This is a genomic window from Micromonospora sp. MGP-C2, from assembly GCF_057766525.1.
In genome coordinates this window covers 4,570,610-4,597,475 of sequence record NZ_JBYMEN010000002.1, presented here as the reverse complement: position 1 = coordinate 4,597,475, position 26,866 = coordinate 4,570,610, and the positions used below count along the sequence as shown (strand labels likewise).

At 71.1% G+C, this 26,866-nt stretch carries 24 protein-coding genes; 8 read left to right on the top strand and 16 right to left on the bottom strand.

Features of this window, described 5'->3' with window-relative positions; genetic code table 11:
- Positions 1 to 190 precede the first annotated feature (190 nt).
- Positions 191 to 1,066: an alpha/beta fold hydrolase gene (locus tag AC3CF1_RS21115; protein WP_488451109.1), complete on the top strand. Its 876-nt coding sequence runs from the start codon at positions 191 to 193 to the stop codon at positions 1,064 to 1,066.
- Between the two features lie 24 nt (positions 1,067 to 1,090).
- Here AC3CF1_RS21115 and AC3CF1_RS21110 read toward each other — a convergent pair whose 3' ends face one another.
- Complete coding sequence (locus AC3CF1_RS21110) at positions 1,091 to 1,645, bottom strand: carboxymuconolactone decarboxylase family protein (protein WP_488451108.1); 555 nt, start codon at positions 1,643 to 1,645, stop codon at positions 1,091 to 1,093.
- A 97-nt stretch (positions 1,646 to 1,742) separates the two neighbouring features.
- On the opposite strand from AC3CF1_RS21110, the gene AC3CF1_RS21105 reads away from it, so the two are divergent.
- Positions 1,743 to 2,219: a MarR family winged helix-turn-helix transcriptional regulator gene (locus tag AC3CF1_RS21105; protein ID WP_488451107.1), complete on the top strand. Its 477-nt coding sequence runs from the start codon at positions 1,743 to 1,745 to the stop codon at positions 2,217 to 2,219.
- 67 nt (positions 2,220 to 2,286) lie between these two features.
- Here AC3CF1_RS21105 and AC3CF1_RS21100 read toward each other — a convergent pair whose 3' ends face one another.
- Both AC3CF1_RS21100 and AC3CF1_RS21095 read right to left on the bottom strand, forming a co-directional pair.
- On the bottom strand, positions 2,287 to 2,475 hold the full coding sequence (locus AC3CF1_RS21100; protein ID WP_488451106.1) for a DUF397 domain-containing protein: 189 nt from the start codon (positions 2,473 to 2,475) through the stop codon (positions 2,287 to 2,289).
- Entirely contained in the window at positions 2,466 to 3,272 is an 807-nt protein-coding gene (locus AC3CF1_RS21095) for a helix-turn-helix domain-containing protein (RefSeq protein ID WP_488451105.1), read from the bottom strand. The genes AC3CF1_RS21100 and AC3CF1_RS21095 overlap by 10 nt, the downstream gene beginning before the upstream one ends.
- 316 nt (positions 3,273 to 3,588) lie before the next feature.
- Between AC3CF1_RS21095 and AC3CF1_RS21090 the strand changes: the two genes are divergently transcribed.
- On the top strand, positions 3,589 to 3,864 hold the full coding sequence (locus tag AC3CF1_RS21090) for a hypothetical protein (protein ID WP_488451104.1): 276 nt from the start codon (positions 3,589 to 3,591) through the stop codon (positions 3,862 to 3,864).
- Between the two features lie 77 nt (positions 3,865 to 3,941).
- Positions 3,942 to 5,300 carry a COG1361 family protein gene (locus tag AC3CF1_RS21085; RefSeq protein ID WP_488451103.1) on the top strand — a complete coding sequence of 453 codons (1,359 nt, stop codon included), beginning with the start codon at positions 3,942 to 3,944 and terminating at the stop codon, positions 5,298 to 5,300.
- A 70-nt stretch (positions 5,301 to 5,370) separates the two neighbouring features.
- Here AC3CF1_RS21085 and ccsB read toward each other — a convergent pair whose 3' ends face one another.
- From ccsB to hemL, 6 genes are all read right to left on the bottom strand, one after another.
- Positions 5,371 to 6,342 carry a c-type cytochrome biogenesis protein CcsB gene (gene ccsB, locus AC3CF1_RS21080; protein ID WP_488451102.1) on the bottom strand — a complete coding sequence of 324 codons (972 nt, stop codon included), beginning with the start codon at positions 6,340 to 6,342 and terminating at the stop codon, positions 5,371 to 5,373.
- Positions 6,342 to 7,997 (bottom strand): cytochrome c biogenesis protein ResB, encoded by a 1,656-nt coding sequence (gene resB / locus AC3CF1_RS21075; RefSeq protein ID WP_488451101.1) that lies wholly within the window; start codon positions 7,995 to 7,997, stop codon positions 6,342 to 6,344. Before resB ends, ccsB begins: the two co-directional genes overlap by 1 nt.
- Positions 7,997 to 8,845 (bottom strand): cytochrome c biogenesis CcdA family protein, encoded by an 849-nt coding sequence (locus AC3CF1_RS21070; protein ID WP_088951074.1) that lies wholly within the window; start codon positions 8,843 to 8,845, stop codon positions 7,997 to 7,999. The genes resB and AC3CF1_RS21070 overlap by 1 nt, the downstream gene beginning before the upstream one ends.
- A complete protein-coding gene (locus tag AC3CF1_RS21065) occupies positions 8,845 to 9,411 on the bottom strand; it encodes a TlpA family protein disulfide reductase (protein ID WP_088951073.1) in 567 nt (188 codons plus the stop codon). The genes AC3CF1_RS21070 and AC3CF1_RS21065 overlap by 1 nt, the downstream gene beginning before the upstream one ends.
- A complete protein-coding gene (locus AC3CF1_RS21060; RefSeq protein ID WP_099849835.1) occupies positions 9,411 to 10,058 on the bottom strand; it encodes a histidine phosphatase family protein in 648 nt (215 codons plus the stop codon). The genes AC3CF1_RS21065 and AC3CF1_RS21060 overlap by 1 nt, the downstream gene beginning before the upstream one ends.
- A gap of 63 nt (positions 10,059 to 10,121) precedes the next feature.
- A complete protein-coding gene (hemL, locus tag AC3CF1_RS21055; protein ID WP_488451100.1) occupies positions 10,122 to 11,459 on the bottom strand; it encodes a glutamate-1-semialdehyde 2,1-aminomutase in 1,338 nt (445 codons plus the stop codon).
- A gap of 178 nt (positions 11,460 to 11,637) precedes the next feature.
- Between hemL and AC3CF1_RS21050 the strand changes: the two genes are divergently transcribed.
- Positions 11,638 to 11,973: an STAS domain-containing protein gene (locus AC3CF1_RS21050; protein WP_088951070.1), complete on the top strand. Its 336-nt coding sequence runs from the start codon at positions 11,638 to 11,640 to the stop codon at positions 11,971 to 11,973.
- Positions 11,974 to 11,987: 14 nt separating this feature from the next.
- On the opposite strand, the gene AC3CF1_RS21045 is transcribed toward AC3CF1_RS21050, so the two are convergent.
- Both AC3CF1_RS21045 and AC3CF1_RS21040 read right to left on the bottom strand, forming a co-directional pair.
- The gene (locus AC3CF1_RS21045; protein ID WP_099849829.1) at positions 11,988 to 12,542 is read right to left on the bottom strand and encodes a response regulator; all 555 of its coding nucleotides are present in this window, start codon (positions 12,540 to 12,542) and stop codon (positions 11,988 to 11,990) included.
- Positions 12,539 to 16,906 carry a HAMP domain-containing protein gene (locus tag AC3CF1_RS21040; protein WP_088952140.1) on the bottom strand — a complete coding sequence of 1,456 codons (4,368 nt, stop codon included), beginning with the start codon at positions 16,904 to 16,906 and terminating at the stop codon, positions 12,539 to 12,541. The genes AC3CF1_RS21045 and AC3CF1_RS21040 overlap by 4 nt, the downstream gene beginning before the upstream one ends.
- A gap of 340 nt (positions 16,907 to 17,246) precedes the next feature.
- On the opposite strand from AC3CF1_RS21040, the gene AC3CF1_RS21035 reads away from it, so the two are divergent.
- A complete protein-coding gene (locus tag AC3CF1_RS21035) occupies positions 17,247 to 19,322 on the top strand; it encodes a SpoIIE family protein phosphatase (protein ID WP_354982929.1) in 2,076 nt (691 codons plus the stop codon).
- Positions 19,323 to 19,340: 18 nt separating this feature from the next.
- Here the strand turns inward: AC3CF1_RS21035 and AC3CF1_RS21030 are convergent, their stop codons facing one another.
- Complete coding sequence (locus AC3CF1_RS21030) at positions 19,341 to 20,699, bottom strand: FAD-binding oxidoreductase (RefSeq protein WP_488451099.1); 1,359 nt, start codon at positions 20,697 to 20,699, stop codon at positions 19,341 to 19,343.
- Between the two features lie 96 nt (positions 20,700 to 20,795).
- Between AC3CF1_RS21030 and AC3CF1_RS21025 the strand changes: the two genes are divergently transcribed.
- A complete protein-coding gene (locus tag AC3CF1_RS21025; RefSeq protein ID WP_488451098.1) occupies positions 20,796 to 22,892 on the top strand; it encodes a S9 family peptidase in 2,097 nt (698 codons plus the stop codon).
- 153 nt (positions 22,893 to 23,045) lie between these two features.
- Positions 23,046 to 23,231 (top strand): hypothetical protein, encoded by a 186-nt coding sequence (locus AC3CF1_RS21020; RefSeq protein WP_088951065.1) that lies wholly within the window; start codon positions 23,046 to 23,048, stop codon positions 23,229 to 23,231.
- Between the two features lie 21 nt (positions 23,232 to 23,252).
- Here the strand turns inward: AC3CF1_RS21020 and AC3CF1_RS21015 are convergent, their stop codons facing one another.
- From AC3CF1_RS21015 to AC3CF1_RS21000, 4 genes are all read right to left on the bottom strand, one after another.
- Complete coding sequence (locus AC3CF1_RS21015) at positions 23,253 to 24,776, bottom strand: FtsX-like permease family protein (RefSeq protein ID WP_488451097.1); 1,524 nt, start codon at positions 24,774 to 24,776, stop codon at positions 23,253 to 23,255.
- Positions 24,773 to 25,474 carry an ABC transporter ATP-binding protein gene (locus AC3CF1_RS21010; protein ID WP_088951063.1) on the bottom strand — a complete coding sequence of 234 codons (702 nt, stop codon included), beginning with the start codon at positions 25,472 to 25,474 and terminating at the stop codon, positions 24,773 to 24,775. Before AC3CF1_RS21010 ends, AC3CF1_RS21015 begins: the two co-directional genes overlap by 4 nt.
- Positions 25,471 to 26,007 carry a PadR family transcriptional regulator gene (locus tag AC3CF1_RS21005; protein WP_354982927.1) on the bottom strand — a complete coding sequence of 179 codons (537 nt, stop codon included), beginning with the start codon at positions 26,005 to 26,007 and terminating at the stop codon, positions 25,471 to 25,473. The genes AC3CF1_RS21010 and AC3CF1_RS21005 overlap by 4 nt, the downstream gene beginning before the upstream one ends.
- Before the next feature lie 239 nt (positions 26,008 to 26,246).
- Complete coding sequence (locus AC3CF1_RS21000) at positions 26,247 to 26,837, bottom strand: TIGR03086 family metal-binding protein (RefSeq protein ID WP_488451096.1); 591 nt, start codon at positions 26,835 to 26,837, stop codon at positions 26,247 to 26,249.
- Positions 26,838 to 26,866: the final 29 nt, after the last annotated feature.

Here is a 26,866-nt window from a genome sequence, read left to right as displayed (position 1 = left end):
GTCAGGAGGCTCGGCCCACACCTTGATCCACTCGGATTTCCGGAAGTCGGGGTGTCCACTGGCCTGGGAGGGCCCGACTTCCTGAAACGCGAGTGGATCAACGGTCAGGGCGCAGAACTCGCAGGCATGGTGGGCGGTCGAGCGGGTAGCCGGGCAGCCGGCGGCGGACGGCTGGCGGACGGAGGCGGCGATGGGCGCGGAGCGGGTTCCGGCGGGGTTCACCGAGCAACGGGCGCGGGTCGGCCAGATCTCCATGAACTACGTCCGTGGCGGCAGTGGCCCGCCGCTGGTTCTGCTGCACGGGTATCCGCAGTGTTGGCACATGTGGCGGAACCTGCTGCCCGAGTTGAGCCGATCCTTCGACGTGGTCGCACCCGACCTGCGCGGCTTCGGGAGCAGCGACGCCCCGGCCGGCGGGTACGACAAGAAGACCGTCGCCGCCGACCTGCACGGGCTGCTCGACCAGCTCGGCCTGGTCAGTGACCTCCGGTTGGTCGGGCACGACCTGGGGACCATGGTGGCGTACGCGTACGCCGCCGCCCATCCGCAGCGGGTGAGCCGACTGGTGCTCACCGAGGCACCGATCCCCGACGAGAGCATCTACACGTTCCCCGCGCTCACCTCGGCCGGCCCGGGAGTGTGGAACTTCGGCTACTTCTCGATCGGCAACGGGCTTCCGGAGGAGCTGGTCCGCGGGCGGGAGTCGCTCTGGGTGGACCGGTTCACCGACGCCCTGATGGTGCGCAAGGGCAGCATCGCCGCCCCCGACATCGAGGAGTTCGCGAGCCACCTGCGCGACCCGGCGCATCTGCGGGCCAGCTTCGCCTACTTCCGGGCGTTCGATCAGGACATCGCCGACAACACGGCGTACCGGGACACGAAGCTGACGATGCCGGTGCTGGCCGTCGGGGCGGCGGCCAGCCTGGGCGGGCAGGTCGCCGAGCAGGTTCGCCGGTACGCCGACACGGTCCGCGGCGAGGTGATCGAGGACTGCGGGCACTGGCTCTACGAGGAGCGCCCGGACGAGATGCTCGCCCTGCTGCGGGACTTCCTCGGGGCGGCCTGAGCAGCGGTTGGCAGGCGCCCCCGGTCAGGCGGCGGGCGTCCAGGCGTGGGCGGCCAGCGGTGGGTCGAGCGGTGCCTGGGTGAGCCGGTTGGCGAAGGTGGACATCGTGTACGCGCCGACGCCGAGCACCACGTCCAGCGCGTGCCGGGGCTGGTAGCCAGCGGTCAGGAACTCGTGCAACTCGTTGTCGGGCACCGCGCCCCGGTGGTCGAGCACGGCCAGAGTGAACCGGCGCAGCGCCTCCAGTCGCGGCTCGGGCAGCGCCGAGCCGGCACGCAGTGCGGTGATCAGCTCGGTGGTCGCTCCGAGCTGGGTGAGCTTGCCGGTGTGCAGGGCGACGCAGAAGTGGCACTCGTTGGTGGTGGAGACCGCCAGGATGACCACCTCCCGCTCCAGCGGGGCGAGGTCGGTCTGCTCGAAGCCCGCGCTGGTGGCGAGGAAGCCGGTGAGCAACTGTGGCGAGTCGGCCATCAGCGCCACCGGGGTGGGCAGCCAGCCGAACCGGCCGCGTACGCCCTCGATGGCTCGGCGGGCGGCAGCGGGTGCGGTCTCGGCTGTGTGAGCGGTGAAGACGGGCATGGTTACCTGCTTTCGGCAGCGTCGGTCGGGAGGGTCGGTGCCGCATCCCGTAAGATAGTCAACGTGGTTGACGAAATAGTAAACGTGGTTGTCGAACATGGCAACCGCTGATCCCGCGCGCCCCGGGTTCCACCTGCCACTGCTGCTGCTGGCGGGCTTCCGGACGCTGATCGACGACCTGCACGCCGAACTGGCCCGGGAGGGGCATCCGGAGCTGCGGCCGCTGCACGGGTTCGTGCTCCAGGCCGTCGGCGCGGACGGCACCACCGCCACGGAGTTGGGCCAGCGACTGGGCATCTCCAAACAGGCCGCCGGCAAGACGATCGACCGGCTGGTGGCCGTCGGCTACCTGGAGCGGGCCGACGATCCCTCCGACGCCCGACGCCGACTGGTCCGGGTGACACCGCATGGCGCCGACGGGCTACGCCGCTCGGCCGAGATCTTCGACCGGCTGCGTGCACGGTGGGCGGACACGCTCGGCCCGGACCGGGTCACCGCGATGGAAGACGACCTCGGCACGATGGCCTCGGCAAACTGGTTCCGCCTCGACATGCCGGGCTGGTTCGGCGGCTGACCGCGCCAGGTGACGCACGCCGGACCGTCACCTTGATGGACGTCTGCGACGAGGGGCCAGCGGAGGATCAGGGGGTGCGGGCCAGCTCGACGAAGGCCTTCCACGCGGCCGGGGTGAAGGTCAGCAGGCCACCGTCGCGGTCCTTGGAATCGCGGACGTGCACCCGGCCGGGCAGATTGTCGGCGACCTCGACACAGGCGCCAGCGTCATTGCCGCTTCGGGTGGACTTGCGCCAGCGGGCTCCGGTCAGATCCATGGCTTCACGATCTCCTCGAGCAGGTCGATGGACTGCTGCCGGGGCAGCGCGTCACTGCGCAGACTCTCCCACCTTCCGAGCAGGGTCGCCACCTCGTTGATGTCGTCCACAGCGGTGCCACCGGTCTGGCTGTCGAGGAAGCCGAGCCAACTGCCGTCGGCGGTGCGGCCGAGGATGAACGGCCCGAAGAGGCCGGCGTGCAACCCCACCCTCTGCGGCAGCACGTGCACCCTGATGTGCGGACGGCGGGCGCACGCCACCAGGTGCCGGAGCTGCTCGGCCAGCACACCGGCGCAGCCCTCCGCGAAGCGCTGTAGCGCGGCCTCGTCGATCACGGCGGTGAGCTGCGGCGGGTGCTCCCGGTCGAGGATCGCCTGCCGTTCCAGCCGGGCGGCCACCAACTCCTCGACCCGGCCGGCGGTCAACCCCAGGTCGAGCCGGAACACCGCACGGGCGTAGTCGGCGGTCTGCAACAGCCCCGGAATCATCGTCGCGCCGAAGCAGCGCAACTGGGTGGCGACCCGCTCGACCTCCAGCCAGGGGCGGAACCAGACCGGCTCGCCGTCACGCCGGCCCAGCTCGCGCAGCGAGACCAGCAGGCCGCCGGTGTCGAGCACCTCGTCGGCCCGGGTCAGGTAGGCGAGGTTGGGCGCCGCCTGCCCCAGCTCGACCGCCGACACCATGGACGGCGAGTAGTGCGCCCTTTTGCCGTACTCCTCCTGGGTCAGCCCGGCCGCGAGCCGCGACCGCCGGAGCTGATCCCGGATCAGTGCCGCAGTGGACACCACTGTGGTCATCACGTCCGCCTTCCGCCGTCGGTGAAGAGCCGCGCCGACCCGTCTGCCGCAAGGTAGCGAAATCGCGACGCTGCGTCAGCACACGACGCGGATATCGGGGTAACGCGAGCACCGGTGAGGCTCACGGCGGTCCCAGGGCACACCATGCGTCGCGTGCGGCCTAGATCCACTCGACTTTCATGAAGTCGGGGTTTCCTGCGGCAGGGGATAGACCGATTTCACGGAAACCGAGTGGATCAACGTGGCGGAGCACCGTGACGGAGTGGCGGAGTGGCGTGGTGGCGGAACGGCGGGAGCCGGGTGCAGGGTGGTGGGCATGTCGGACGCCTATGTCGTCGGCGACCCGGACGGGTTGTCGCCCCTGCTGGTCGCGCTTCGCGACACCATCGCCCGGGAGCTGCACGCCCAACTGGCGCTGCGTGGTGAACGGATCGAGCTGGCCGACCTACCGGAGGTGTCCTACCAGGTCACCGTCCAGGTCGAGCGGACGTTGCGGGCCTGGCGACCGGCGTGGCGGGCACCGACCGAATCCGGTTTCGACGAAGATCGCGACCTGGTCGACCGATCGAGAACTGTCACAGGTGATCTCTAAGATCATGGATGCCGATCGGGTCGGGGTGCCGCAAACCTGGCTTCTTCCGGTCGGCTCATCCCCCACCAAGGAGATCGATGAGATCTGTGCGCGTTACGCGTGGCAGGCTTGTGCACGGGCTGACCACGCTGGTCCTCGCGACGGCGATGATCGGCGCGGCGGCAACGCCCGCCTCGGCCGAGGACGACCCGGGTTGGGTCAATGGCTGGCTGGGCGACGTGACGCTCGGCGCGGCCGGCGCTCCCGGCCGCACGGTGCCGTTGACCCTGACCAGCACCGGAGCCACCCAGCCTCGGGTGACCATCGACCTGACCGGCCTCGCTGGCGTGGCAACCGCCAGCTTCCCCGACTTCTGCGTCAACCAGGGCACTTCGGTGACCTGCCCGATGCCGCCGACGGCCGTCGACGAGTTCGGCACGCTCACCGGCACCGTGCCGGTGGTGTTCCGGGCCGATCCCGGCGCGGCGGACGGCGCGACGGGCACCCTCGACTACACGGCGTTCGGCGAGCAGACCGAGGCGTATTCGCAACAGGCCGTGATCACCGTGCGGTCCGGGCCCGACCTGCTCGACATGGTCGACGAGTACGTCTCCGGCGTCGAGGTGGGCGACACACGCCCGGTCCCGGTGGCCGTGGTCAATGCCGGTGACCAGCCGGCCGTGGATCTGCGGCTCACCATGCGCTTCCCGGTGGGCCTCGTGCCGGTCAGCTACCGCAACTGCCGGTACGGCACCGACCAGGTGCTCGCCACCGTTGTCGTCTGCACCGTGCGGGGCACGTTCGCGCCCGGCCAGCGGCACGAGCTGCGGGGCGGATTTCTCACCACAGTCGGTCCAGCCACCCTCGGCGGCAAGCGAATCGGCCAGATGGTTGAGCCGCTGACCAGCGCTGGGCCGCTCCCCAGCGGCGTCAGGTTCATGCACCGCGACGCCGACCAGGCACTGCGCCTACGGCCGACCGGTCCACCGCTCGACGTAGTCCCCATCACGGTGACCGGCGCCGGCGGTGGGACCTACCTGGAGGTCCAGGGAGCCTTCGACATCGTCGCCCAGGGCGCCGCCGTCACCGGAGCCGTCGGCGACACCGTCCAGGTCACCGTGGGCCTCCACAACGAGGGCCCGGGCGTGCCGGACGGCACCAACTCCGGCGACACCGTCGGCGCGTTCTACTTCACCCCACCCGTCGGAGTCACCGTCGTGGACCATCCGTCAGACTGCTGGCCGTTTGGCGGTGACGAGGGCACGGCGGACGCCCCGGCAACCTGGTACTGCAACGGGCGGGAGGCCGTGTTCCTCGCCGGGACCAGCCATACGGTCACGTTCGACCTTCGGATCGAGCGCATCACCGGCGTTGCCGGACAGGTCGAGCCACACGGCCGCTACCCGCGGGTGGACGACAACCCGGGCAACGACATCGCCCTGGTCACGGTGAGCTGACCGAAGCCGTTTGAACGACGCGGGCCGGTCACTGACGAATCAGTGGCCGGCCCGCATCGTGTCGCCAGGGTCAGTCCAGCCCACCGTACGAGTGCAGGCCGGTGAAGAAGATGTTCACGCCGAACAGGTTCATCAGCATGGTGAGGAAGCCGAGCACCGCGAGCCAGGTGGCCACGTTGCGCTTGACGCTGGGCGTGGCCCGGGCGTGCAGGTAACCGGCGTACACCACCCAGGAGATGAACGCCCAGGTCTCCTTCGGGTCCCAGCCCCACGGCCGACCCCAGGCCGCCTCGGCCCAGATGGCACCGGCGATCACCGCGAAGGTGAAGATCGGGAAGGCGAAGGCGTGCAGCGTGAAGGTCAACCGCTCCAGCCCGGCCGCGGCGGGCAGCCGCTTGGCCAGGGTGTACGGGAAGCTCCGCTTGCCGTTCTCGTACCCGTTGCGCATCAGGAAGCCGACCGCCGGCACCGCACCGAGCAGGAAGATGCCGGACGCGAACACGATGGTCGAGACGTGGATGACGAACCAGTACGAGTTCAGTGCCGGCACCAGCGGCACGATCGGCACGTACAGCACCAGCTCGGCGGTAGCGACCAGCAGCACCATCACCAGCGTGAGGAACAGCCCGAGCTTGCGCAGCGACGGCCGCTTCCAGAGCACCACCAGCCAGGCCGCGACCCCGATGAACGTCACAGTGAGCACGAACTCGTACATGTTGCCCCACGGCATCCGGTCGGCCGCGAGGCCACGGGTGACCAGCGCCGCCAGGTGCAGCACGGCGGCGACCGCGGTGGCGCCCACCCCGATCAGGCCGGCGAGGCGGGCCCGTCGCGCGGAGCGGTCGGCCCCGGGCTGCGCCGGTACGGGCGCGGGCGGCGTCGGCACGATGCCGCCGCCGGCACTCACCAGCTCGCGCACCGGAGCCGCAGCGGCGACCCGGGTACGCGCGTTGCCCAACGCGTACTCCACGGCGTGACCGATCATCGCGACCAGGTACGCCAGGATCGCGAAGGTCACCAGATTGTCGGAGAGTGCGGACATCACTCGGCTCCTTCTCGCACGCCGGCCCGGTCACTGGAGTCAGCGCCCGTGCTGGCCCGCTCAGCCGCCCGTTCGTCGCCGTTGACCTCGGCGATGAGCTGGGCGAACTCGTCGGCGAACCCTGGATAGTCGGTGCGCGGCAACCCACCGGCCTCCATCAAGCTACTACCGCCCGTCGGAGATCCTTCCGCCGGGTCGGCCGGCACCACCCGGAAGAACACCCGGCGGCGTCGCCCGAACAGCGAGCCCATCAGGCCGGCCAGCAGGAAGCCGCAGCTGATCAGCAGTGGCGTCGCGCCGGGGTCGTGTCGGATGGAGAGGGTGACGTACCGCTCGGTGCCCAGGAACTCGACAGTGGTGCCGTCGTCCAGCTTCCAGGTCTCGCCCTTGCGGAGCAGCTTGGTGCCGACCTCCTGGACCTTGCCGGTCCGCACCTGCCGCTGGTCGAGTTGGTAGACCGAGCTGGGGATGCCGGCGTCCAGGCCGAGGTTGCCCCGGTAGGCGACGAGGTTCAGCGCCGGGTTGCGCTCGGTCGGGTATTCCGAGCGGACGAACGGCGCCTGCTGGGGTGCGGTGGGCAGGTAGATGCCAGTGAACGCCATCTGCTCGTCCGGTGCGCGCTGGCCGGTGGCCGGGTCGACGTTGGCGTCCGGGAAGGCGGCCAGGCCCTCACTCGTCAGCCCCATGTCGCCGGTGGTCAGGAACGGTTCGTCGCTGACCTGGCTGTTGCCGAACCGGTCGGTGTAGCGGATCACCGGGGCGTACCCGTGGCCGAGCAGGTAGACGCTCGCGTCGGCGAGGCGCAGCGGCGAGTTCACCGAGAAGTCGGCGCTGCGGGTCGGCTCGTCCGGGCCGTCGACGGTGACCGTGGCATTGAAGAACTCCGGCTGACCGGACGGCAGGAAGCGGGCCTCGAAGTCGTCCAGCCGCAGGCAGAAGCGGGGCAGGTCGGCGCTGTCCACCTGGGGGCCGAGCTTCGCCTCGGCGTACTGCTGCCGGGTGTTGCAGAACGAGTTGTCCGCTCCCGCCACCAGCAGTCGGTTGCCGCTCCAGCCGTACCACGAGCCGAGGGCGACGCTGATCAGCACCGCGATCAACGACGTGTGGAACAGCAGGTTGCCGGTCTCCTTGAGGTAGCCCTTCTCGGCGGAGACCTCGTCGCCACGGACCTCCACCCGCCAGCGACGCTTGCGCAGCACCTCGGCGATCGCCGCCGCGCCGCCGGGCGGGGCGGGCAGCACGGTGTGCTGCGGCAGCCGCGCCATCCGCTTCGGCGCGGCCGGCGGGCGGGACCGCAACGCCCGGATGTGGTCCCGCAGTCGGGGCGTGATGCAGCCGATCAGGGACGTGAACAGCAGCAGGTAGATCGCGGAGAACCAGACCGAGCCGAAGACCTCGAACGCGCCGATCCGGTCCAGTCGGGGGGCCCATTCCGGGTGGTCGACGAAGTACTCGTTGACCTTCTCCGGGCTGATCCCGCGCTGCGGCAGCACCGAGCCGGGGATGGCCGCGATCGCGAGCAGGAAGAGCAGGATCAGCGCCGTACGCATGCTGGTCAACTGCCGCCACGAGTTGCGCAGCAGCGCCAGGAGGCGGTTCGGCCGACGGCGTGGCGCCGGCGCCACGGTTTCCGGCCGGTCGTCGACGACCGTCATCAGATGCTCACCTCGCCCACCCCGACGGTGGTCTGCAACCAGATCACGAAGCTCTGCCATCCGCCGGTGACCAGCGCGAGGCCGATCAGGATGAGCAGGGCGCCGCCGACCCGGGTGACCCAGCGGCTGTTGCGCCGAACGGCGCGGAAGACCCCGAGCAGGCGTTGGAAGCCCAGCCCGAAGACGATGAACGGTATCCCCAACCCGAGGCAGTACGCCACGGCGAGCACCACGGCACGGTCGCTCTGCCCGGAGGCGGTGGCCATGCCCATCACCGCACCGAGGGTGGGGCCCGTGCAGGGCACCCAGCTGAGTGCGAAGACCGCGCCGAAGACCGGTGCGCCGAGCAGCCCGGCCGACGGCAGCCGGGAGATCCGGAACTCCCGTTGCAGGGCCGGGATCATCCCGAGGTAGCCGAACCCGAGCACGATGATCAACGCGCCGACGACGATTTCGAGCTGCCGCTCGTACTCGAAGAAGACCTGGCCGATGCCGGCGAACAGGATCGCCGTGGCGACGAAGACGGCGGTGAAGCCGGCGATGAAGAGCAGCGTGCCCGCGAGCACCCGGCCCTTGACGGCACCGGCCCGCGCGATCCGCTCCCGGACCGCGACGCCTCCGCGGTCGCTGGCCTCGGCGGCTTCCGCTGCCGCAGGGGTCGACGAGGTGCCCTGCCGTGCACGGCCTTCGAGGTCGGAACCGGCCAGGCCGGTGACGTACGAGAGGTAGCCGGGAACGAGTGGGAGCACGCACGGGGAGAGGAAGCTGACCAGGCCGGCGAGCGCCGCCGCGCCGATGGCGAGCAGCAGCGGCCCGCTCAGGGCCAGCTCCCGGAAGGTCTCGCCCATCAGTTGGGCGCCGGTTTCTCAGCCGCGATCCGCTCGACGATCGGTTGCAGGCCCTCCTGCTTGACGGCGGCCCGGATCACCGCGGCGATCCGACCGTCCCGGTCGAGCACCACCGTCGCGGGCACGCTGTTCGGCGGGATGTCCAGCGCGAGTGCCGTCTTGCTCGACGGGTCGAACAGGCTCGGATAGGTGACCCGGCCCTTTTCGAACGCCTTGGCCTTGTCCCGCGAATCCTGGACGTTGATGCCGAGGAAGCTCACCCCGGAACCCTTGGTGGCCTGGTAGACGGCTTCCAGGTCGTCCGCCTCGGCACGGCACGGCGCGCACCAGGAACCCCAGAAGTTGACCACGACCACCTGCCCGCGAGCCTGGCTGACGTCGTAGGTGCCACCGAGCAGCAGCTCACCGGCGACCTTCGGGGGTGCGGAGCGCTGGTCCGGTGCGCACTCGAAGATCCCGTCGGTGGTGGTCGTGCAGGTCTTCTCCTGCCCCTTCGACGTGCAGCCGACCAGCGCCACCGCGGCGACGGCGGCGAGCAGACCGGCGGTCCACCTCCGGGCGTTCATCAGGCCCCCTTGGCCGTCCGGGCGGTCGCGGAGAGAGCGATCAGGTGCGCGGCCGGCTCGCTGTAGCCGATGCCCACCACCTTCGCGTCGTCGAAGTGGAACGAGGTGAGGCTCGCCAGCCCGCACTGCCGCTTGCGCGGGTCGTGCCAGAGCCGCTTGCGCTCGACGTAGCGGCGCAGCGTCCAGATGGGGAGCTGGTGCGACACCAGCACCGCCTCGCGCCCCTCGGCGGCGACCCGGGCGGCCTGCACGGCGGCGAACATCCGCTCGGCGATCACCCGGTACGCCTCGCCCCAGGACGGGGTCATCGGGTCGCGCAGCACCCACCAGTTGCGCGGGTCACGGAAGGATCCGTCGCCCGGCGACACCTTCTTGCCCTCGAACCAGTTGGCGCTCTCGATCAGCCGCTCGTCCACCCCGACCGGGAGCCCGAACTGGGCCGCGATCGGCTCGGCGGTCTGCTGCGCGCGTTCCAGCGGACTGGCCACCACGTGCACGATCTCTCGCTCGGCCAGGCCCTCAGCGGCGGCCTTGGCCATCTGCACGCCCAGCTCAGAGAGGCGGAAACCGGGCAGCCGACCGTAGAGAATCTGGTCGGGGTTGTATACCTCGCCGTGCCGGAGCACGTGGACCACCGTCTTGCTCACCGCTGTGCCCCCTTTGTTTGCGACTGCGGGGCTCGCAAACCCGGCTCACTCCTCGCGCGCACGTCAACCCCCGTGGCCAGCCGCTGCCGCCGCGTTCGCCGCCGTAGGCAGCGCGTCGGCGATGTGCTCCAGAGCGACGTCGTCGATCGCCGCCGACACGAACCATGACTCGAACGCGCTCGGCGGCAGGTAGACGCCGGCGGCGAGCATCGCGTGGAAGAACGCCTTGAACGCCGGCACCTGCTGGGTGCGCGCGCTGTCGTAGTCGACCACGTCGGCGTCGGTGAAGAAGATCGAGAACATGCTGCCCGCGTACGACAGTCGGTGTGGAACCCCGGCGGCGCCCAGCGCGTCGGACGCCAGCTTGCCCACGACGGCGGCCGTGTCGTCGAGCTTGCGGTAGAGCGACTCGTCGGCGAGTCGCAGCGTGGCCAGGCCGGCGGCGCACGCGAGAGGGTTACCGGAGAGCGTGCCGGCCTGGTAGACCGGGCCGGCCGGGGCGAGTCGCGCCATGATGTCCGCACGCCCGCCGAAGGCAGCGGCGGGCAGGCCGCCACCCATGACCTTGCCGTACGTCCACAGGTCGGCGTCGGAGGCGTCGAGGCCGTGCCACCCGGCGCGGGACACCCGGAACCCGGTCATCACCTCGTCCACCACGAGCAGGGCGCCGTGCGCGTGCGCGATCCGGGCGAGCTGCTGGTTGAAGCCGTCGCGGGGGGCCACCACACCCATGTTGCCGGCTGCCGCCTCGGTGATCACCGCTGCGATGTGCGGGCCCTCGGCGGCGAACGCCTCCTCGACGGCCCGGATGTCGTTGTAGGGCAGCACGATGGTCTCGCTGGCCGCCGCACCGGTCACGCCGGGCGAGTCGGGCAGGCCCAGGGTGGCCACGCCGGATCCGGCGGCGGCGAGCAGGGCGTCGACATGCCCGTGGTAGCAACCAGCGAACTTGATGATCTTGGAGCGACCGGTGAAGCCACGAGCCAGCCGGATCGCCGACATGGTGGCCTCGGTGCCCGAGTTGACCAGGCGAACCTGCTCCATCGGGGTGCGGTCGACCAGCTCGGCGGCCAGCTCCACCTCACCCGGGGTGGGAGTGCCGAAGCTGGTGCCCCGGGCAGCGGCAGCCTGCACGGCCTCCACCACCGCCGGGTGGGCGTGCCCGAGGATCAGCGGACCCCAGGAGCAGACCAGGTCGACGTAGCGGCGGCCGTCGGCGTCGTACAGCCACGGGCCCTCGCCACGGACCATGAAACGCGGCGTGCCGCCGACCGCCTGGAAGGCGCGCACGGGGGAGTTCACCCCGCCCGGCACGATGGCGCGGGCGCGGTCGAACAGGGCCTCGGAGGCCGGCGCGTCGGCCGGGTAGCGGCCGGATCCGGCTGGAAATATGTCGGTCACGATGCCGCCATTGTGTCAGCGACGAACGGCCCACCAGCAGCCACCCCGCGGTGGGGTTACCAGGCTCACCTGTGGCCGGCACCCGCCAGCAGCGTCGACATGCGGGGGGCTCGGCCTGGACGGCGACGGCTCGCGGCCTCAACAGGCCGGACCGGTCGGATCGCGCTAGGCTGACCGGGTGGATCGTGCCGAGCTGTCCATCACGCTACACCGGACGGGTGACGAAGCTGTGCTTCGCCTGGCCGGTGAGATCGACATGCTCACGGCCGCGCAGCTCTCGACAGTGGTCAACGAGGTGCTGGCCGACCCGCCGCCGAAGATCGTCCTCGACCTCGGCGGCGTCACCTTCTGCGACTCGCAGGGCCTGGGCACCCTGGTCGTGCTCAGCCGCAAGGCCAGCCACGCGCAGAGCCTGCTGATGCTGACCCACGTGGGTGACTTCCTCATCCGCGTCCTGGACATCACGGGCCTCCGCAGCGCCCTGATGATCCGCAACGACCAGCCCACCGGCTGACCCGCCCCGCCGCGTCAGGCGGTGTTGCCCCAGCGGGCCTGCTCCAACATGCTCACCGCCCGGTCACGGGCCTCCCCGTCGTCGGACCGCAGCAGGGTGGTCGCCTCGTCGACAGCGTCGGTGAGCCTGCGCCACTGCGTGTCGCGCTCCCGGACCAGGTCGGACTGGGCGGCCAACTGCCGGGTCTTCACCCACAGCTCGACGAAGACCGACACCTTGGCGCGCAGCACCCACGGGTCGAACGGCTTCGTCAGGTAGTCCACCGCGCCCACCTGGTAGCCCCGGAGAGCGAGCTGGGCGTCCCGGTCGGCGGCCGTCAGGAAGATGATCGGCACGTGCCTCGTCCGCTCACGGCGCTTGATGTGGCTCGCCGTCTCGAAGCCGTCCATGTCCGGCATCTGCGCGTCCAGCAGGATAACCGCGAAGTCGTCCACCAACAGCTGCTTGAGGGCCGCCTCACCGCTCTCCACCGCCACGGACTGGACCGGCAGGCCCTGGAGGATCGCCTCCAGGGCCGTCAGATTCTGCCGCCGGTCGTCCACGAGCAGCGCCTTGGCCATCTGGGTCACGAAGTCTCCTCGGTCCGGCTGCCGTTGATCCAGGACGACATCAACTCGATCAGGTCGTCCAGGTCGACCGGCTTGGTGATGTAGTCGCTGCCCCCGGCAGCGAGCGCCGACTCCCGGTCACCCGGCATCGCCTTAGCGGTCAGGAACACCACCGGCAGGTCGGCGAAGCGATGGTTGCGGCGGATCTGGCGGGTCGTCTCGTAACCGTCCTGGTCGGGCATCATGGCGTCCATCAGCACGATGTCCACCTCCGGATGCTCGGCCAGCAGACGGACACCGTCCGCTCCGTTGTCCGAGTACAGCACGGTCATCCCGTGCAGTTCCAACGCGCTGGTCAAGGCGAAGACGTTGCGGACGTCGTCATCCACGATCAGCACAGTGGCGCCGTCCAGTTGGCGGGTGGCCGGTGCCTCCGGCCGCTCCGACAACAGCTCCAGCGGCGGCATCAGCAGCGACGACGGCAGACCGGCGCGCTGCGGAGACGGAGCCTGGGGCGCGACCACCGCGTCCGGAGCCAGCACCTGCGGCACGAACAGGGTGAACGTCGAACCCTGACCAGGCGCGGACGACACGGTGATGGTGCCGCCGATCAACCGGGCCAGGTCGCGACTGATCGACAGGCCCAGGCCGGTGCCGCCGTAGCGGCGGCTGGTCGTGCCGTCCGCCTGCTGGAACGCCTCGAAGATGATCGACAACTTGTCGTCGGAGATGCCGATCCCGGTGTCGATCACGGTGAACGCGATGACCTGCTGGGCGTTGGTCAGCGCCGGCACGTCGAAGACCGCGTTCTCCGCCGCCGGGGCGATCCGCAGCGTCACCGCACCGTTGTCGGTGAACTTCACCGCGTTGGAGAGCAGGTTGCGCAGGATCTGCTGCAACCGCTGCGCGTCGGTCACCAACGCCGGCGGCAGATCCTTGCTGACGCGTACCTGGAAGTCCAGGTTCTTCTCCTCGGCCTGCGGCGCGAACGCCTGCTCGACGTAGCCGCGCAGCTCGGCGAAGCGGATCTCGGTCGGCTCGACGTCCATCCGGCCCGCCTCGATCTTGGACAGGTCGAGGATGTCGTCGATCAGGCGCAGCAGGTCCGAGCCGGACCCGTGGATGGTCCGGGCGAACTCGATCTGCTTCGGGCTGAGGTTCTGCTCCGAGTTCTCCGCCAGCAGGCGAGCCAACAGCAGCAACGAGTTCAGCGGCGTACGCAGCTCGTGGCTCATGTTGGCCAGGAACTCGGACTTGTAGGCCGAGGCGCGGGTCAACTGCTGCGCCTTCTCCTCCAGGCCCAGCCGGGCCAGCTCGATCTCCCGGTTCTTCGTCTCGATGTTGCCCTTCTGCTCGGAGAGCAGAGTGGCCTTCTCCTCCAGCTCGGCGTTGGTGCGCTGCAACTCCGCCGACTGTTCCTGCATCTCGTGCGCCAGCCGCTGCGACTGGGCCAGCAACTCCTCCGTACGCCGGTTGGCCTGGATGGTGTTCACCGCGATGCCGATGGTGAGCACCAGCCGCTCCAGGAACGCGAGGTGCAGGTCGGAGAAGGCCGACACGCTGGCGAACTCGATCACGCCGAGCAGCTCGCCCTCGAAGAGCACGGGGAGCACCACCAGGTCGGACGGGGGCGTCTCGGCCAGACCCGAACGCAGGGTGAGCCGGCTGTTCGGGGAGGCGCTGACCCGGATCGTGCGGCGGGACAGCGCGGTCTGCCCGACCAGCCCCTCGCCCGGCCCGAAGGTGACGTCGTTGCCCCGCGCCACGTACCCGTACGAGGAGGTGAGCCGCAGTCGCATGCTGCCGTCGGTGTCGTCGGCCAGGAAGAAGGCTCCGAGCTGGGCTTCGACCAGCGGGGTCACCTCCGTCATGATCATGCGGCAGACCTCGCCGAGGTCGCGCTGGCCCTGCAACAGGCCGCCGATACGGGCCAGGTTGGAGTCCAACCAGCCCTGCTCGGCGTTCTTCTTGGTCGTCTCCCGGAGGGTGACGATCATCTGGTTGATGTTGTCCTTCAGCTCGGCGACCTCGCCCTGCGCCTTCACGGCGATCCGCTGGGTCAGGTCGCCCCGCGTCACCGACGTGGACACCTGGGCGATGGCCCGCAACTGCGTGGTCAGCGTCGAGGCGAGCTGGTTGACGTTCTCGGTGAGGTCCCGCCAGGTGCCGGAAACACCCTTTACCTGCGCCTGACCGCCCAGCTTGCCCTCGATGCCGACCTCACGGGCGACCCGGGTCACCTCGTCGGCGAACGACGACAGCTGGTCGACCATCGTGTTGACAGTCGACTTGAGTTCCAGGATCTCGCCCTGGGCGTCCACGGTGATCTTCTGCGACAGGTCGCCCTTTGCCACGGCGGTGGTCACCGAGGCGATGTTGCGGACCTGGCTGGTCAGGTTCGACGCCATCGAGTTCACGTTGTCGGTCAGGTCCCGCCAGGTGCCACTGACACCCTTGACCTGCGCCTGACCGCCGAGCTTGCCCTCGGTGCCCACCTCACGGGCGACCCGGGTCACCTCGTCAGCGAACGACGACAACTGGTCGACCATCGTGTTGACGGTCGACTTCAGCTCCAGGATCTCGCCCCGCGCGTCCACCGTGATCTTCTGCGACAGGTCACCCTTCGCCACCGCCGTGGAGACCTGGGCGATGTTGCGGACCTGGGCGGTCAGGTTCGACGCCATCGAGTTCACGTTGTCGGTCAGGTCCCGCCAGGTGCCGGCGACGCCACGCACCTGGGCCTGACCGCCGAGCTTGCCCTCGGTGCCCACCTCACGGGCCACCCGGGTCACCTCGTCAGCGAACGACGACAACTGGTCGACCATCGTGTTGACAGTCGACTTCAGCTCCAGGATCTCGCCCCGCGCGTCCACCGTGATCTTCTGCGACAGGTCACCCTTCGCCACGGCGGTGGTCACCGAGGCGATGTTGCGGACCTGGCTGGTCAGGTTCGACGCCATCGAGTTCACGTTGTCCGTGAGGTCGCGCCACGTGCCACTGACGCCCTTCACCTGCGCCTGACCACCCAGGTTGCCCTCGGTGCCCACCTCGCGGGCAACCCGGGTCACCTCGTCGGCGAACGACGACAACTGGTCGACCATCGTGTTGACGGTGTTCTTCAGCTCCAGGATCTCGCCCTGGGCGTCGACAGTGATCTTCTGCGACAGGTCGCCCTTCGCCACGGCGGTGGAGACCTGGGAGATGTTGCGGACCTGGCTGGTCAGGTTGCCGGCGAGCTGGTTGACGTTCTCGGTGAGGTCCCGCCAGGTGCCGGAGACGCCCCGCACCTGGGCCTGACCGCCCAACTTGCCCTCGATGCCCACCTCACGGGCCACCCGGGTCACCTCGTCGGCGAACGACGACAGCTGGTCCACCATCGTGTTGACGGTGTCCTTCAGCTCCAGGATCTCGCCCTGCGCCGCCACCGTGATCTTCTGCGACAGGTCACCGCGCGCCACCGCCGTCGACACCTGGGCGATGTTGCGGACCTGGGCGGTCAGGTTCGACGCCATCGAGTTGACGCTGTCGGTCAGGTCCTTCCACGTGCCGGCCACGTTCGGCACCTCGGCCTGGCCGCCCAGCTTGCCCTCGGTGCCCACCTCGCGGGCCACCCGGGTCACCTGCTCGGCGAAGAGCCGCAGCGTGTCGGTGAGGTAGTTCATCGTGGCCGCCAACTCGGCGACCTCACCGCGCGCGCCCACCGTGATCTTCTGCGACAGGTCGCCCTTGGCCACCGCGGTCGCCACCTGCGAGATCGACCGCACCTGGCCGGTGAGGTTCGACGCCATGGTGTTCACCGAGTCGGTGAGGTCCTTCCAGGTGCCGGCGACGCCCCGAACGTCGGCCTGGCCCCCCAACTTGCCCTCGGTGCCGACCTCGCGGGCCACCCGGGTCACCTCGTTCGAGAACGAGGACAACTGGTCGACCATCGTGTTCACGGTGCGTCCGATGCGCAGGTACTCACCGCGCAGCGGCCGGCCGTCGATCTCCAACGCCATGTGCTGGGACAGGTCGCCGTCCGCGACCGCCACGATGACCCGGGCGATCTCGGTGGTCGGTCGGCCCAGGTCGTCGATCAGCGAGTTGATCGCCCGCTGCCCCTCCGCCCAGGAGCCGTCCAGCCCCTCGTCGTCCAGCCGCTCGGTGAGCCGGCCGTCGCGACCGACGATCCGGCTGATCCGCCGCAGGTCCAGGTGATGACGCTCCTGGAGCGAGACCACCTCGTTGAAGGCGTCCGCCACCTCACCCGCCTTGCCGGCGCGGCGGGGAAGCCGGACCTTCAGGTCGCCGCGACCGATCCGTCGCAGTGCCTCGGTCAACTCACCGAGGAGCGCCTCGTGGTCGGGCGCGGACGGATCCGCCACCGACTGCTTCGCCGTGGTCATCATTCCTCGCTCAACTCGGGGGGCGCCGGTCCGTGCGGACACACCGGCACCCCATATTGTGCCCGCGCGAGCCGTAGTGCCAGGGTGCGCGACCCGCCAGGTGGCCCGGATCGCCATCCGGACCGGCTCGACGGAGGCCGATCCGGCACAGCCCGCCGCAGACCTCGCAGCGATGCCGAACCCGCCCGACCGACGCATACCGGCGAAGGGTGCGCTGGCCGGAAGGGGCCCCTGCTCTACTGGAAGCGTTGATACGGTGCGTGCGCTTCCTCCGCCAGGGGGGAGGCGCGACAAGGTGATCAGCTTGGCACCCGGCAGGGGGACGGTGGAGGATACGGGGGTGTCAGCCGAGGCGGGGCCCGCGACGGCCGGGGCCCGGGACGGGGCGGTCCGGCGTGTCCGCCTGCCCGCAGACCGTCGTACGCCAGCCGCCGCCCGCGCCGTGGTCCGCTCGGTGTTGACCGAGTCACACCTCGACGAGCTGGCCAACGAGGCCCTGCTGCTCACCACCGAGCTGACCACCAACGCCGTGGAGCACGCGCGCACCGAGTTGGACATCGAGGTCGTCGCCGACGAGATCGGGCTGACCGTCACCGTCTCCGACTTCGCGCCCGGCTCCGGTGACGAGCTGACCGTCGGTGCCCGCAACGACTCCACCGAGATCAACGAGGTCTCCGAGCGGGGCCGGGGCCTGCTGCTGGTCGACCACTTCGCCAGCCGCTGGGGCACGACGTACCTACCCACCGGGAAGGGCGTCTGGTTCCGGCTGGACCGTCCCGGCACCGAGCCGCTGGCCGAGGGCACCGCGGCCGGCGGGTCGACCCCGGCCAGCGCGGGGCCTGCCACCAGCGCGGACGGGTCCACGCCGAGCGCCAGCGCGATGAGCGAGCTCATGCAGACCGCCCCCGACCTGTACGCGGACGACCCGCTGCCCGACTTCGCCACCAACCTGCTCAGCCGCGTCGCCGAGATGGTGGGCGCGGCCGGGGGCTCGATCCGCCTCGACCGGGGCGACGGGCAGGGCCGTCAGGTGTTGGCCCGCTTCGGTCGGCCGCCCCGCCCCGGCAGCGACCTGCTCCGGGTGCCGTTGACGGTGCACCGCCCGTACGCCGGGGAGCTGGAGCTGGACGCGGCGCCGTCGGCGTACGCCCGGCCGTTGGCGGTGCTGACCGCCGAGCGGCTGTCGCTGCACCTGGAGAACGACCGGCTGCGCAGGACCGACATCCGCCGGCAGGTGTGGCTGACGTTCCTGGCCGAGGCCAGTGAGCTGCTCGCCCAGTCGCTGGACGTCGACCTGACCATGGCGCTGGTGCCGCAGTTGGTGGTGCCGCGACTCGGCCAGTGGTGCGCGGTGCACACCACCGACGAGTGGGGCCGGCTGCGGCTGGCAGCGGCCAGCCACGCCGACGAGTCGATGCTTCCGCAACTGCACAAGGTGCTGGCGGAGACCGGGCCGGACTCGATCCAGGCTCGCCTGCGCGAGGCGTCCCGCAGCGCGGCGCAGATCCCCCTGGGCGGCCCGATGGAGGGTTTCGCGGTGCCGCTGATCGCCCGTGGGCAGCGGCTCGGCACCCTGGCGGTGGGGCGGCACCAGCGACACCGGCACGACCCGGACGAGGTCGCCGTGTTGGAGGACGTGGCCCGCCGGGCCGCGCTGGCGATCGAGAACGCCCGGATCCACGCCGAACGCCGCCGCGTGGCGCAGACGCTCCAGCAGTCCCTGCTGCCACCGGTGCTGCCGCTCGTGGACGGGATCGGCTTCGCGGCCGAGTACGTCCCGACCGGCGACGACGCCGAGGTGGGCGGCGACTTCTACGACGTGGTGCCGCTGCCCGACGGGCGTTGGCTGGTGGTGATCGGCGACGTCTCGGGCAAGGGTGTCCAGGCCGCTGCGGTGACCGGGCTGGTCCGGGACGTGATCCGGGTCCTCGTCGGCGACGGCAAACCGTTGCCGGAGGCGTTGGCGCGGCTCAACGAGACCCTGGTCGAGCGGGGTGGCGGCCGGTACTGCACGTTGGCGCTGGCGGCGGTCGGCCCGGGCGAGGGCGACCAGCTGGACGTGTCGCTGCACCTGGCCGGACATGACCGGCCGGTGCTGCTGGCCGGCACGGGTGGCGCGGGGTTCGTCGGCACCGGCGGCACCGCACTCGGCCTGCTCGACACGATCACCTCGCCGACCGCGAAGATCGCGCTCGCGCCGGGCGACTCGCTGATCTTCTACACCGATGGCGTCACCGAGCGCCGGCGGGGCCGGGAGCTGTTCGGCACCGACCGACTGCGGGACGCGGCCGCGCCCCTGGCCGGATATTCAGCCGACGTGGTGGCCGCCCGACTGCGCTCCGCCGCGATCAACTTCTCGGTCGAGCCACCCCGGGACGACATCGCCATCCTGGTGCTCCGCAACGACGCGACCTGACCGCCGTCTGCGTCGGTGTCACAGACCGCCGGGGAGGCGCCCGGGGGCGAGGCGGTGTTCCGGATCGAGGTGCTCCTTGGCAGCCCGCAGTTGGGCCAGGCCGGCCAGCTCGCCCCACAGATCGACGGACCTCCGGACAGCCGTCGGCGCGGAGACCACCACGCAACGACCCTGCCGGGCCAACAACACCCCTCGGACGGCGGCCAGGATGGACGCCACCCGATCGGGGGCCATCGCGCCGGGCAGTGCCGCGTGCACCACGCCCAGCCCGGCGGACCCACGCACCGGCACCGGTGCGCCGGCCGCGTCACGCAGCGCGTAGACGGCGGCGTGCAGGTCGCCGATCGGCACCTCCAGGCGCAGCGCCGTGTCGCCGGGCGCGAACGGGTAGCGACGCCACCACGTCGGCGCGGAGTGGGCGATCGTCGCCTCCCCGTGCAGCAGGCCGACCAGGCGCTCGGCGCGTTCGGTGACGTCGGCGGGGCCGCCCTCCAACAGCACCACCAGGCTGCCCGCCCGGGACGGCGCACCGGCCCGGCCGGACATCGACGGGTGGCGCTCCCGGGCGGTGGCCGCCGGGTGTCCGGGCGGGTACGGGTTGCGCGGCCGTGGCGTGCCTCCGGGCAGGTCCAGCTCGATGGCCGACGGCTCCAGCCGGGCGGCGAGGATCGTCCGGACCAGGTCGTGCACCTCCAGCGGTGTCCACACCGGGCGGGACACCCAGAGTCGGCTGGCCGGCAACGGCTGCACCCGCAGGGTCGCCGAGACCAGCACACCGAGCGCGCCCTGGGAGCCACAGAGCAGCCGGGCCAGGTCGAGCCCGGGCGCACCACCCCCGGCGCTCACCAGCTCACCGTCGGCGGCGAGGTAGCGGACACCGAGCAGTTGGTCGCACGGGCTGCCGTGACGGTGGCGCAGCGGACCAGCCTCGCCCGCGGCGAGCACCCCACCGAGAGTCGCGCCGGGTGAAGGGGCATCCATCGCCAGTCGCTGCCCGGTGCGCTCCAGCGTGGCCTGCACCGCCCGCAGCGGGGTGCCGGCGCCCACCTCGGCCACCATCGCGCCGACCGGCTCGTGGCCGATGCCGGCCAGCCGGCCCGTGTCGAGCATGATGTCGACCTGCACCGGCGTGGCACCCCAGTCGATCTTCGTGCCGGCGCCTCTGGGCACCACCGCCAGGTCGTGCGCGGCAGCCAGCCGCAGCACCTCGGCAGCCGCGTGCGGGCCGCCCGGCACCGCCACCCACCGCGCCGGCCGCCCCGCCACCTCGTCGGCGGGCCCACCCGGCCGGGAGAACGGTGGACCACAGATCGCCGCCAACCGCCGGGTGATTTCGAGGGCTCCGGACCGGCCGAGGGAACTCGCTGCTGCCGCCATGGCGCTCATCGTACATGTGTTCGAAAGCCGTGGTAGGGGCTATCGGGATGCCGCTGGTCCGGCGTACAACGGGTGCCGGCCGGTAACGTGGCCGCCGTGACCACCGAGACTGCCCCGCCCGCGGCGAAGCGGGTGCCCAGCGAGCGCACCCACCACGGCGACACCGTCGTCGACGAGTACGCCTGGCTCGCCGCCAAGGACGACCCGGAGACGATCGCCTACCTGACCGCCGAGAACGCGTACACCGACACGCGTACGGCGCACCTGGCCGAGCTGCGCACGACGCTGTTCGAGGAGACCCGCCAGCGCACCAGGGAGACCGACCTGTCCGTGCCGACCCGCAAGGGCGCGCACTGGTACTACACCCGGACGGTCGAGGGCCAGCAGTACGGGGTGCACTGCCGCCGCGCGGTCCGCGACGGGGAGGTCGAGCCGCCGGTCAGCGCCGACGGCGCCCCGCTCGACGGCGAGGAGGTGCTGCTCGACGGCAACCTCCTGGCCGAGGGGCACGACTTCTTCTCGCTGGGCGCGTTCGACGTCAGCCCGGACGGTCGCTGGCTGGCCTACTCCACCGACTTCTCCGGCGACGAGCGGTTCACCCTGCGCGTGAAGGACCTGACCACCGGCGAGTTACTGCCCGACGAGGTGCCCGACACCTTCTACGGCACCGCCTGGTCGACCGACGCCTCGGTGCTGTTCTACGTGACGGTGGACGACGCCTGGCGGCCGAACCGGGTCTGGCGGCACACCGTCGGCTCGGCCGCTGCCGACGACGTGGTGGTCCACCAGGAGGACGACGAGCGGTTCTGGGTCGGCGTGGAGCTGACCCGGTCGGAAAAGTTCATCCTGATCGACATCCACAGCAAGGTGACCAGCGAGGTCCTGGTCATCCCCGCCGGCAACCCGACCGGCGCCCCGGCCGTGATCGCACCCCGCCGCCAGGGCGTCGAATACGCGGTGGAGCACCACGGCCACCGTTTCCTGATCCTGCACAACGACGGTGCGGAGGACTTCGCGCTCGCGTTCACCTCCGCGGACGCGCCGGGCGACTGGGTGCCGGTCATCGAGCACACCCCCGGCACCCGGCTGGAGGCCGTGGACGCCTTCGCCAACCACCTGGTCGTGTCGCTGCGCACCGACGGGCTCACCGGGCTACGGGTGTTGCCGGTGGGCAGCGACGACTCGTACGACATCGACTTCCCCGAGCCGCTGTACAGCGTCGGTCTGGACGCCAACCCGGAATACCGCACCGGGCAGGTCCGCCTGCGGTACTCGTCGCTGGTCACCCCCGACTCGGTGTACGACTACGACCTGGTCACGCGGCAGATGGTGCTGCGCAAGCAGAAGCCGGTGCTGCCCGGGCCGGACGGGCGGCCGTACGACCCGGCCGAGTACGAACAGCACCGTGACTGGGCACTCGCCGACGACGGCACCCGGGTGCCGATCTCGCTGGTCTGCCGCGTGGGCACACCCCGGGACGGCTCGGCACCGTGCGAGCTGTACGGCTACGGCTCGTACGAGGCCAGCATGGACCCGTGGTTCTCGGTGGCCCGACTGTCCCTGCTGGACCGGGGCGTGGTCTTCGCCGTTGCGCACACCCGGGGCGGCGGTGAGCTGGGTCGGCGCTGGTACGACCAGGGCAAGATGCTGGCCAAGAAGAACACCTTCACCGACTTCGTCGCCTGCGCCCGGCATCTGGTCAAGGCCGGCTGGACCGCCAGCGACCGGCTGGTCGCGCGGGGCGCCTCGGCCGGTGGCCTGCTGATGGGCGCGGTCGCCAACCTCGCGCCGGACGCCTTCACCGGGATCGTCGCGCAGGTGCCGTTCGTGGACGCGCTCACCTCGATCCTCGACCCGTCGCTGCCGCTGACCGTCACCGAGTGGGAGGAGTGGGGCAACCCACTGGAGGACCCCGAGGTGTACGCGTACATGAAGTCCTACACGCCGTACGAGAACGTGACCGCTGTGGACTACCCGGCGATCCTCGCGGTGACCAGCCTCAACGACACCCGGGTGCTCTACTCGGAACCGGCGAAGTGGATCGCCCGGCTGCGGGCGGTCGCCCCCGGCGGCGACTACCTGCTCAAGACCGAGATGGGTGCCGGGCACGGCGGTCCGAGCGGTCGCTACGACGCGTGGCGCGAGGAGGCGTTCATCAACGCCTGGATCCTGGATCGGATCGGCCGCGCCTGACCCGTCGGGTCGGCATGATCGCGCTCGATGGTGGGAGTGGTCCCCTCGGCGGCTCGGGGAGGCCGCCACTTCCACGATCGGGCGCGATCATGAGTGGGCCGCGCGGTCCGGCGTTCCCGGCCCCGGACCGATGTCGGGGCCTAGACTTCCGGGGTGACCGGGACCACGGATGGTGACGGCGGGGCCGCCGAGGACGTGCGCCGGCCGAGCGTCGCGGCGGTGGCGCGGGATCGCCGGGTCTGGTTGATCCTCGCGGTGGTCGCCGGCCTCCTGGTCTGCTGCTGCTCGGCGGTGGTCGGCACGCTGGTGGCACTCTCCTCCGGGCTGCTCACCGCCTGACCGGGCTGCACGCGCGGTGGCTCAGGTCATGCGCAGCTCGTCCAGGGCCGTGCTGGCGCGCAGGAAGAGCAGGCCGACACCGACCGTCACCAGCACCGCCGCCAGAGCCCCGGCACCGAGCCAGGCCAGGTGCTCCAGGGGTACGGCAACGGCTCGCTGGATCTCGGGGGTGTACACGATCCGGGTGTACTGCTCGCGGGTGGCCGGGTCGTCACACAGCGCCGCCGTGGCCTCGCAGATCTCCGTCGACGAGACGCCCGTCGACACCTCCCCGAAGAGCCCCCGGCTGAGCAACGTGCCCACTGTGAGCGCGAGCAGGATCGCCGGCACCGCCGGGGCCAGCGCCTGCCAGGCCACCGAACGACTCAGTGTCGCTCGGGGCACCCCGGTGGCGACCAACGCCGCGTAGGCGCGTCGGCGGGCGACGATCCCCTCGACCAGCGCGACGATCAGGCCACCCGTCGCGATCAGGACGGCCACCGCGACCGCGGCATCGACCAGATCCATGGTGGACAGATAAAAGGGGTCAGCGCCGGCGTCCACCCCGACGAGCCGGTTCTGCTCCCGGTCGAGTTGGTCCTCGGTGGCGAAGTAGGCGCGCTGGGCGGCCGCACCCCCGCCGAAGATCAGGGCGGCGAGCAGCGCCGCGAACGTGCGGCTGCCCGCCCACGGGTCCGCCATCAGCCGGCCCGCCGCGAGCAGCGCCGCGGGCCGGCGGGCGTGCCGACGCAACAACCGCCCACAGTGGTACGAGATCCAGCCGGTGCCGATCACCACCCCGATCATCGCCGCGAGCGCACCCACCGCGAACAGCAGCGGCACCAGCCAGCCGAGCAGCTCATCCCTGCCCCTGAGCTGGTAGGCGACCGGACGGACCGCGAGGAACGAGGCCAGACCCAGCCCGATCAGGAGCCCGGCCCACGGGCCCGGACCGCGCTCGCGGGCGGCCTTGCGGCTCACCCCGAGCGGGCTCATGGTGGCCGTACGCAACATCAGGGCGGTGGCCAGTGCCGCGACGACCGGCAGGCCGAGCACCACCGCGGCCACCGCTGCGGGCGACGGCAGCACATCGGTCGGCAGGGCCAGTCGACCTTGCGCGTCCGGACGGTGCAGCACCTCGCGGCCGACCAGGTAGGCACCCAGCCCGACCAACGTGCCGAGCAGTGCGGCCATGCCGGTCTCCAGCACGGCCAACCGGGTGACCTGGCCGGGTGTGGCGCCAGCGAGCCGGATCGCCGCCAGCCGGCGATCCCGTGCGGGCGCGCCGAGCCGCGCGCACTGACCGGCCAGCGCCAGCACCGGAATCATCAACATGAGCAGCGCGAACGCCGTCCCGCCGCGCAACCCGGGCTCACGCAGCAACGCGTTCCGGTACTGCTCGGACTCCACCCAGGCGTCGCCAGCGGGTTTCTCGATGGCCAACACCGTCAGCGCCGCGAGCCCCGCCAGGGTCGCCAGCAGGGCACTGAGCGCGGTGAGCACCACCCGGGCGGTGTCGGTGCGGCTGCCGGCGAGCGCGAGCCGGACCAGCGTCGCCGGTCTCACCGGGCGCCACCGGCCAGCGGCACGTCGAGCCCCAGGCCCGTGTGGTCCACCAGGCCGTCGCGCAACACGATCTCCCGATCGGCGTACGCGGCGATCCGCGGCTCGTGGGTGATCAGCACGACGGCGGTGCGCTGCTCACGGGCGAGCCGGACCAGATGGGTCAGCACCTGCTCGCCCGCGAGCGTGTCCAGCGAACCGGTCGGCTCGTCGGCGAAGAGCACCCGCGGCTCGGTCACCAACGCCCGCGCGGTGGCGCACCGCTGCTGCTGACCACCGGACATCTCACCCGGTCGGAGGTCGGCCAGCTCCCCCACACCGAACCGGTCCAGCCAGGTGAGCGCCGCCGTCCGTGCCTCTCGCCGCCCCGTGCCGGCGAGGAGCAGGGGCAGTGCGACGTTCTCCGCCGCGGTCAACTCGGCGACCAGTTGGCCGAACTGGAACAGCACCCCGAACTCGGTGCGTCGCAACCGGGATCGGGCCGCCTCCGACCAGGTGTCGATGCGCTGCCCCCGCCAGGTGACCTCGCCGGCGTCCGGCCGGAGGATCCCGGCCAGACAGTGCAGCAGGGTCGACTTGCCGCAGCCGCTCGGGCCGGTGACGGCGACGATCTCACCCTCGGCCACGTCGAGTGTCACGCCGCGCAGCGCGGGTGTCGGGCCGTACGCCCGAACCACGCCGCGAGCCTGGAGTTGCGTCACGGATGCACCTCCCGGTGCCAGTCGGCGACCCGGCCCAGAGTGGCGTGCAGCCACCGCAGGTCCGCGTCGAGGTGGGCGATCGCGAAGTCGGCCGCGACCACGTCGCTGAGGGTGGCGGCCGGGTCGGCCTTGACCGCGGTCAGCTCACGCAGCCGTGCGGTGTGCGCGGCGCGCTGGGCGATCAGGTAGGACTGGGCCCGGTCGACGTCGGCGACCAGGAGCGCCACCACGACCTTGGCGAAGAGTGTGCTGGCCACGTACGGCATGGGTGGTTCCACAGTGGTCAGCCACTGGTCGAGCGCGGCCCGCCCCTGGTCGGTCAGCGCGTACGCCGTGCGATCCGGCCCGGCCGCGCGGTCCTGCCCGGCGGTGACCACCAGGCCGTCCCGTTCCAGGCGGCCGAGGGTGGCGTAGACCTGCCCGAAGGCCAGCGGTCGAGCCCTGGGCAGCCGCTCGTCGTGCGCACGCTTCAGCTCATAGCCGTGCCGGCTGCCAGCAGCCAACAACCCGAGCAGAACATGCGACGTGGACACGCCCGCAACTATTCACCGAGCGAATACCCAAGTCAACAACCCACCCCCACCCACCGACCCCCACCTCCCACCCGGCCCACCCCACCCCACCTCGTTGATCAAGAGGTTTGCGTCACCAGAGCCTCGAAATCTGACGCGAACCTCTTGATCACCGAGAGCGGAGGGTGCGGGCACGCGGTGCGGGATGGGGTGGGGTGCGGCGGGGCGGGTGGGTGGGGTGGGGTGGGGTGGGCGGTTGGTTAGGGGGTTTGGGGCCAGGTGGGGGTGCGGCCGGTCTGGGTCAGGAGGTGGGCCAGGTCGGGCGTCGGGGCCAGGTCGGGGGTGCGAGTTGGGGTGGGCAGTGGGTCGGCGAACACGCCCATCTTGCGGGCGGTGGGGCCCAACTGCTCGACCAACCCGTGCAGCTCGGCGACTGCCTCCGGGGCCGGCTGGTAGGGCTGGCCGGTGGCGACGGCGAGGTCCCAGCCGTGCACGGTCAGGTCCAGCAGGGCCATGCCGCCGATGACGGTCTGCGGCATGCCCATGCCCGGTGACACACCCTCCAGGGTGGACGGTTCCGACCAGGCGGCGACCAGGCGACCCGTCTCCGCCTCGAACCGGTCCCGCCAGCCGTCGCCCAGGTGGTCGGGCTTCTCGGCCCACTCCACCGGCCGCTTCACTGCCAACTCCTGAAAGTTGACCACCACCTCGAAGAGGTGGTTGAGCAGATCACGGACCACGTAGTCGCGGCACGGGGTGGGCAGATCGAACTGGTCGTCGGCGATGCCACGCACCACGTCGACGGTTCGCGGCGCGGCAGCCGCCAGCAGGTCGCTAGTCTGAGTGGTCATAGGGCCAGCGTATGAGGGTGGTCTTGAAC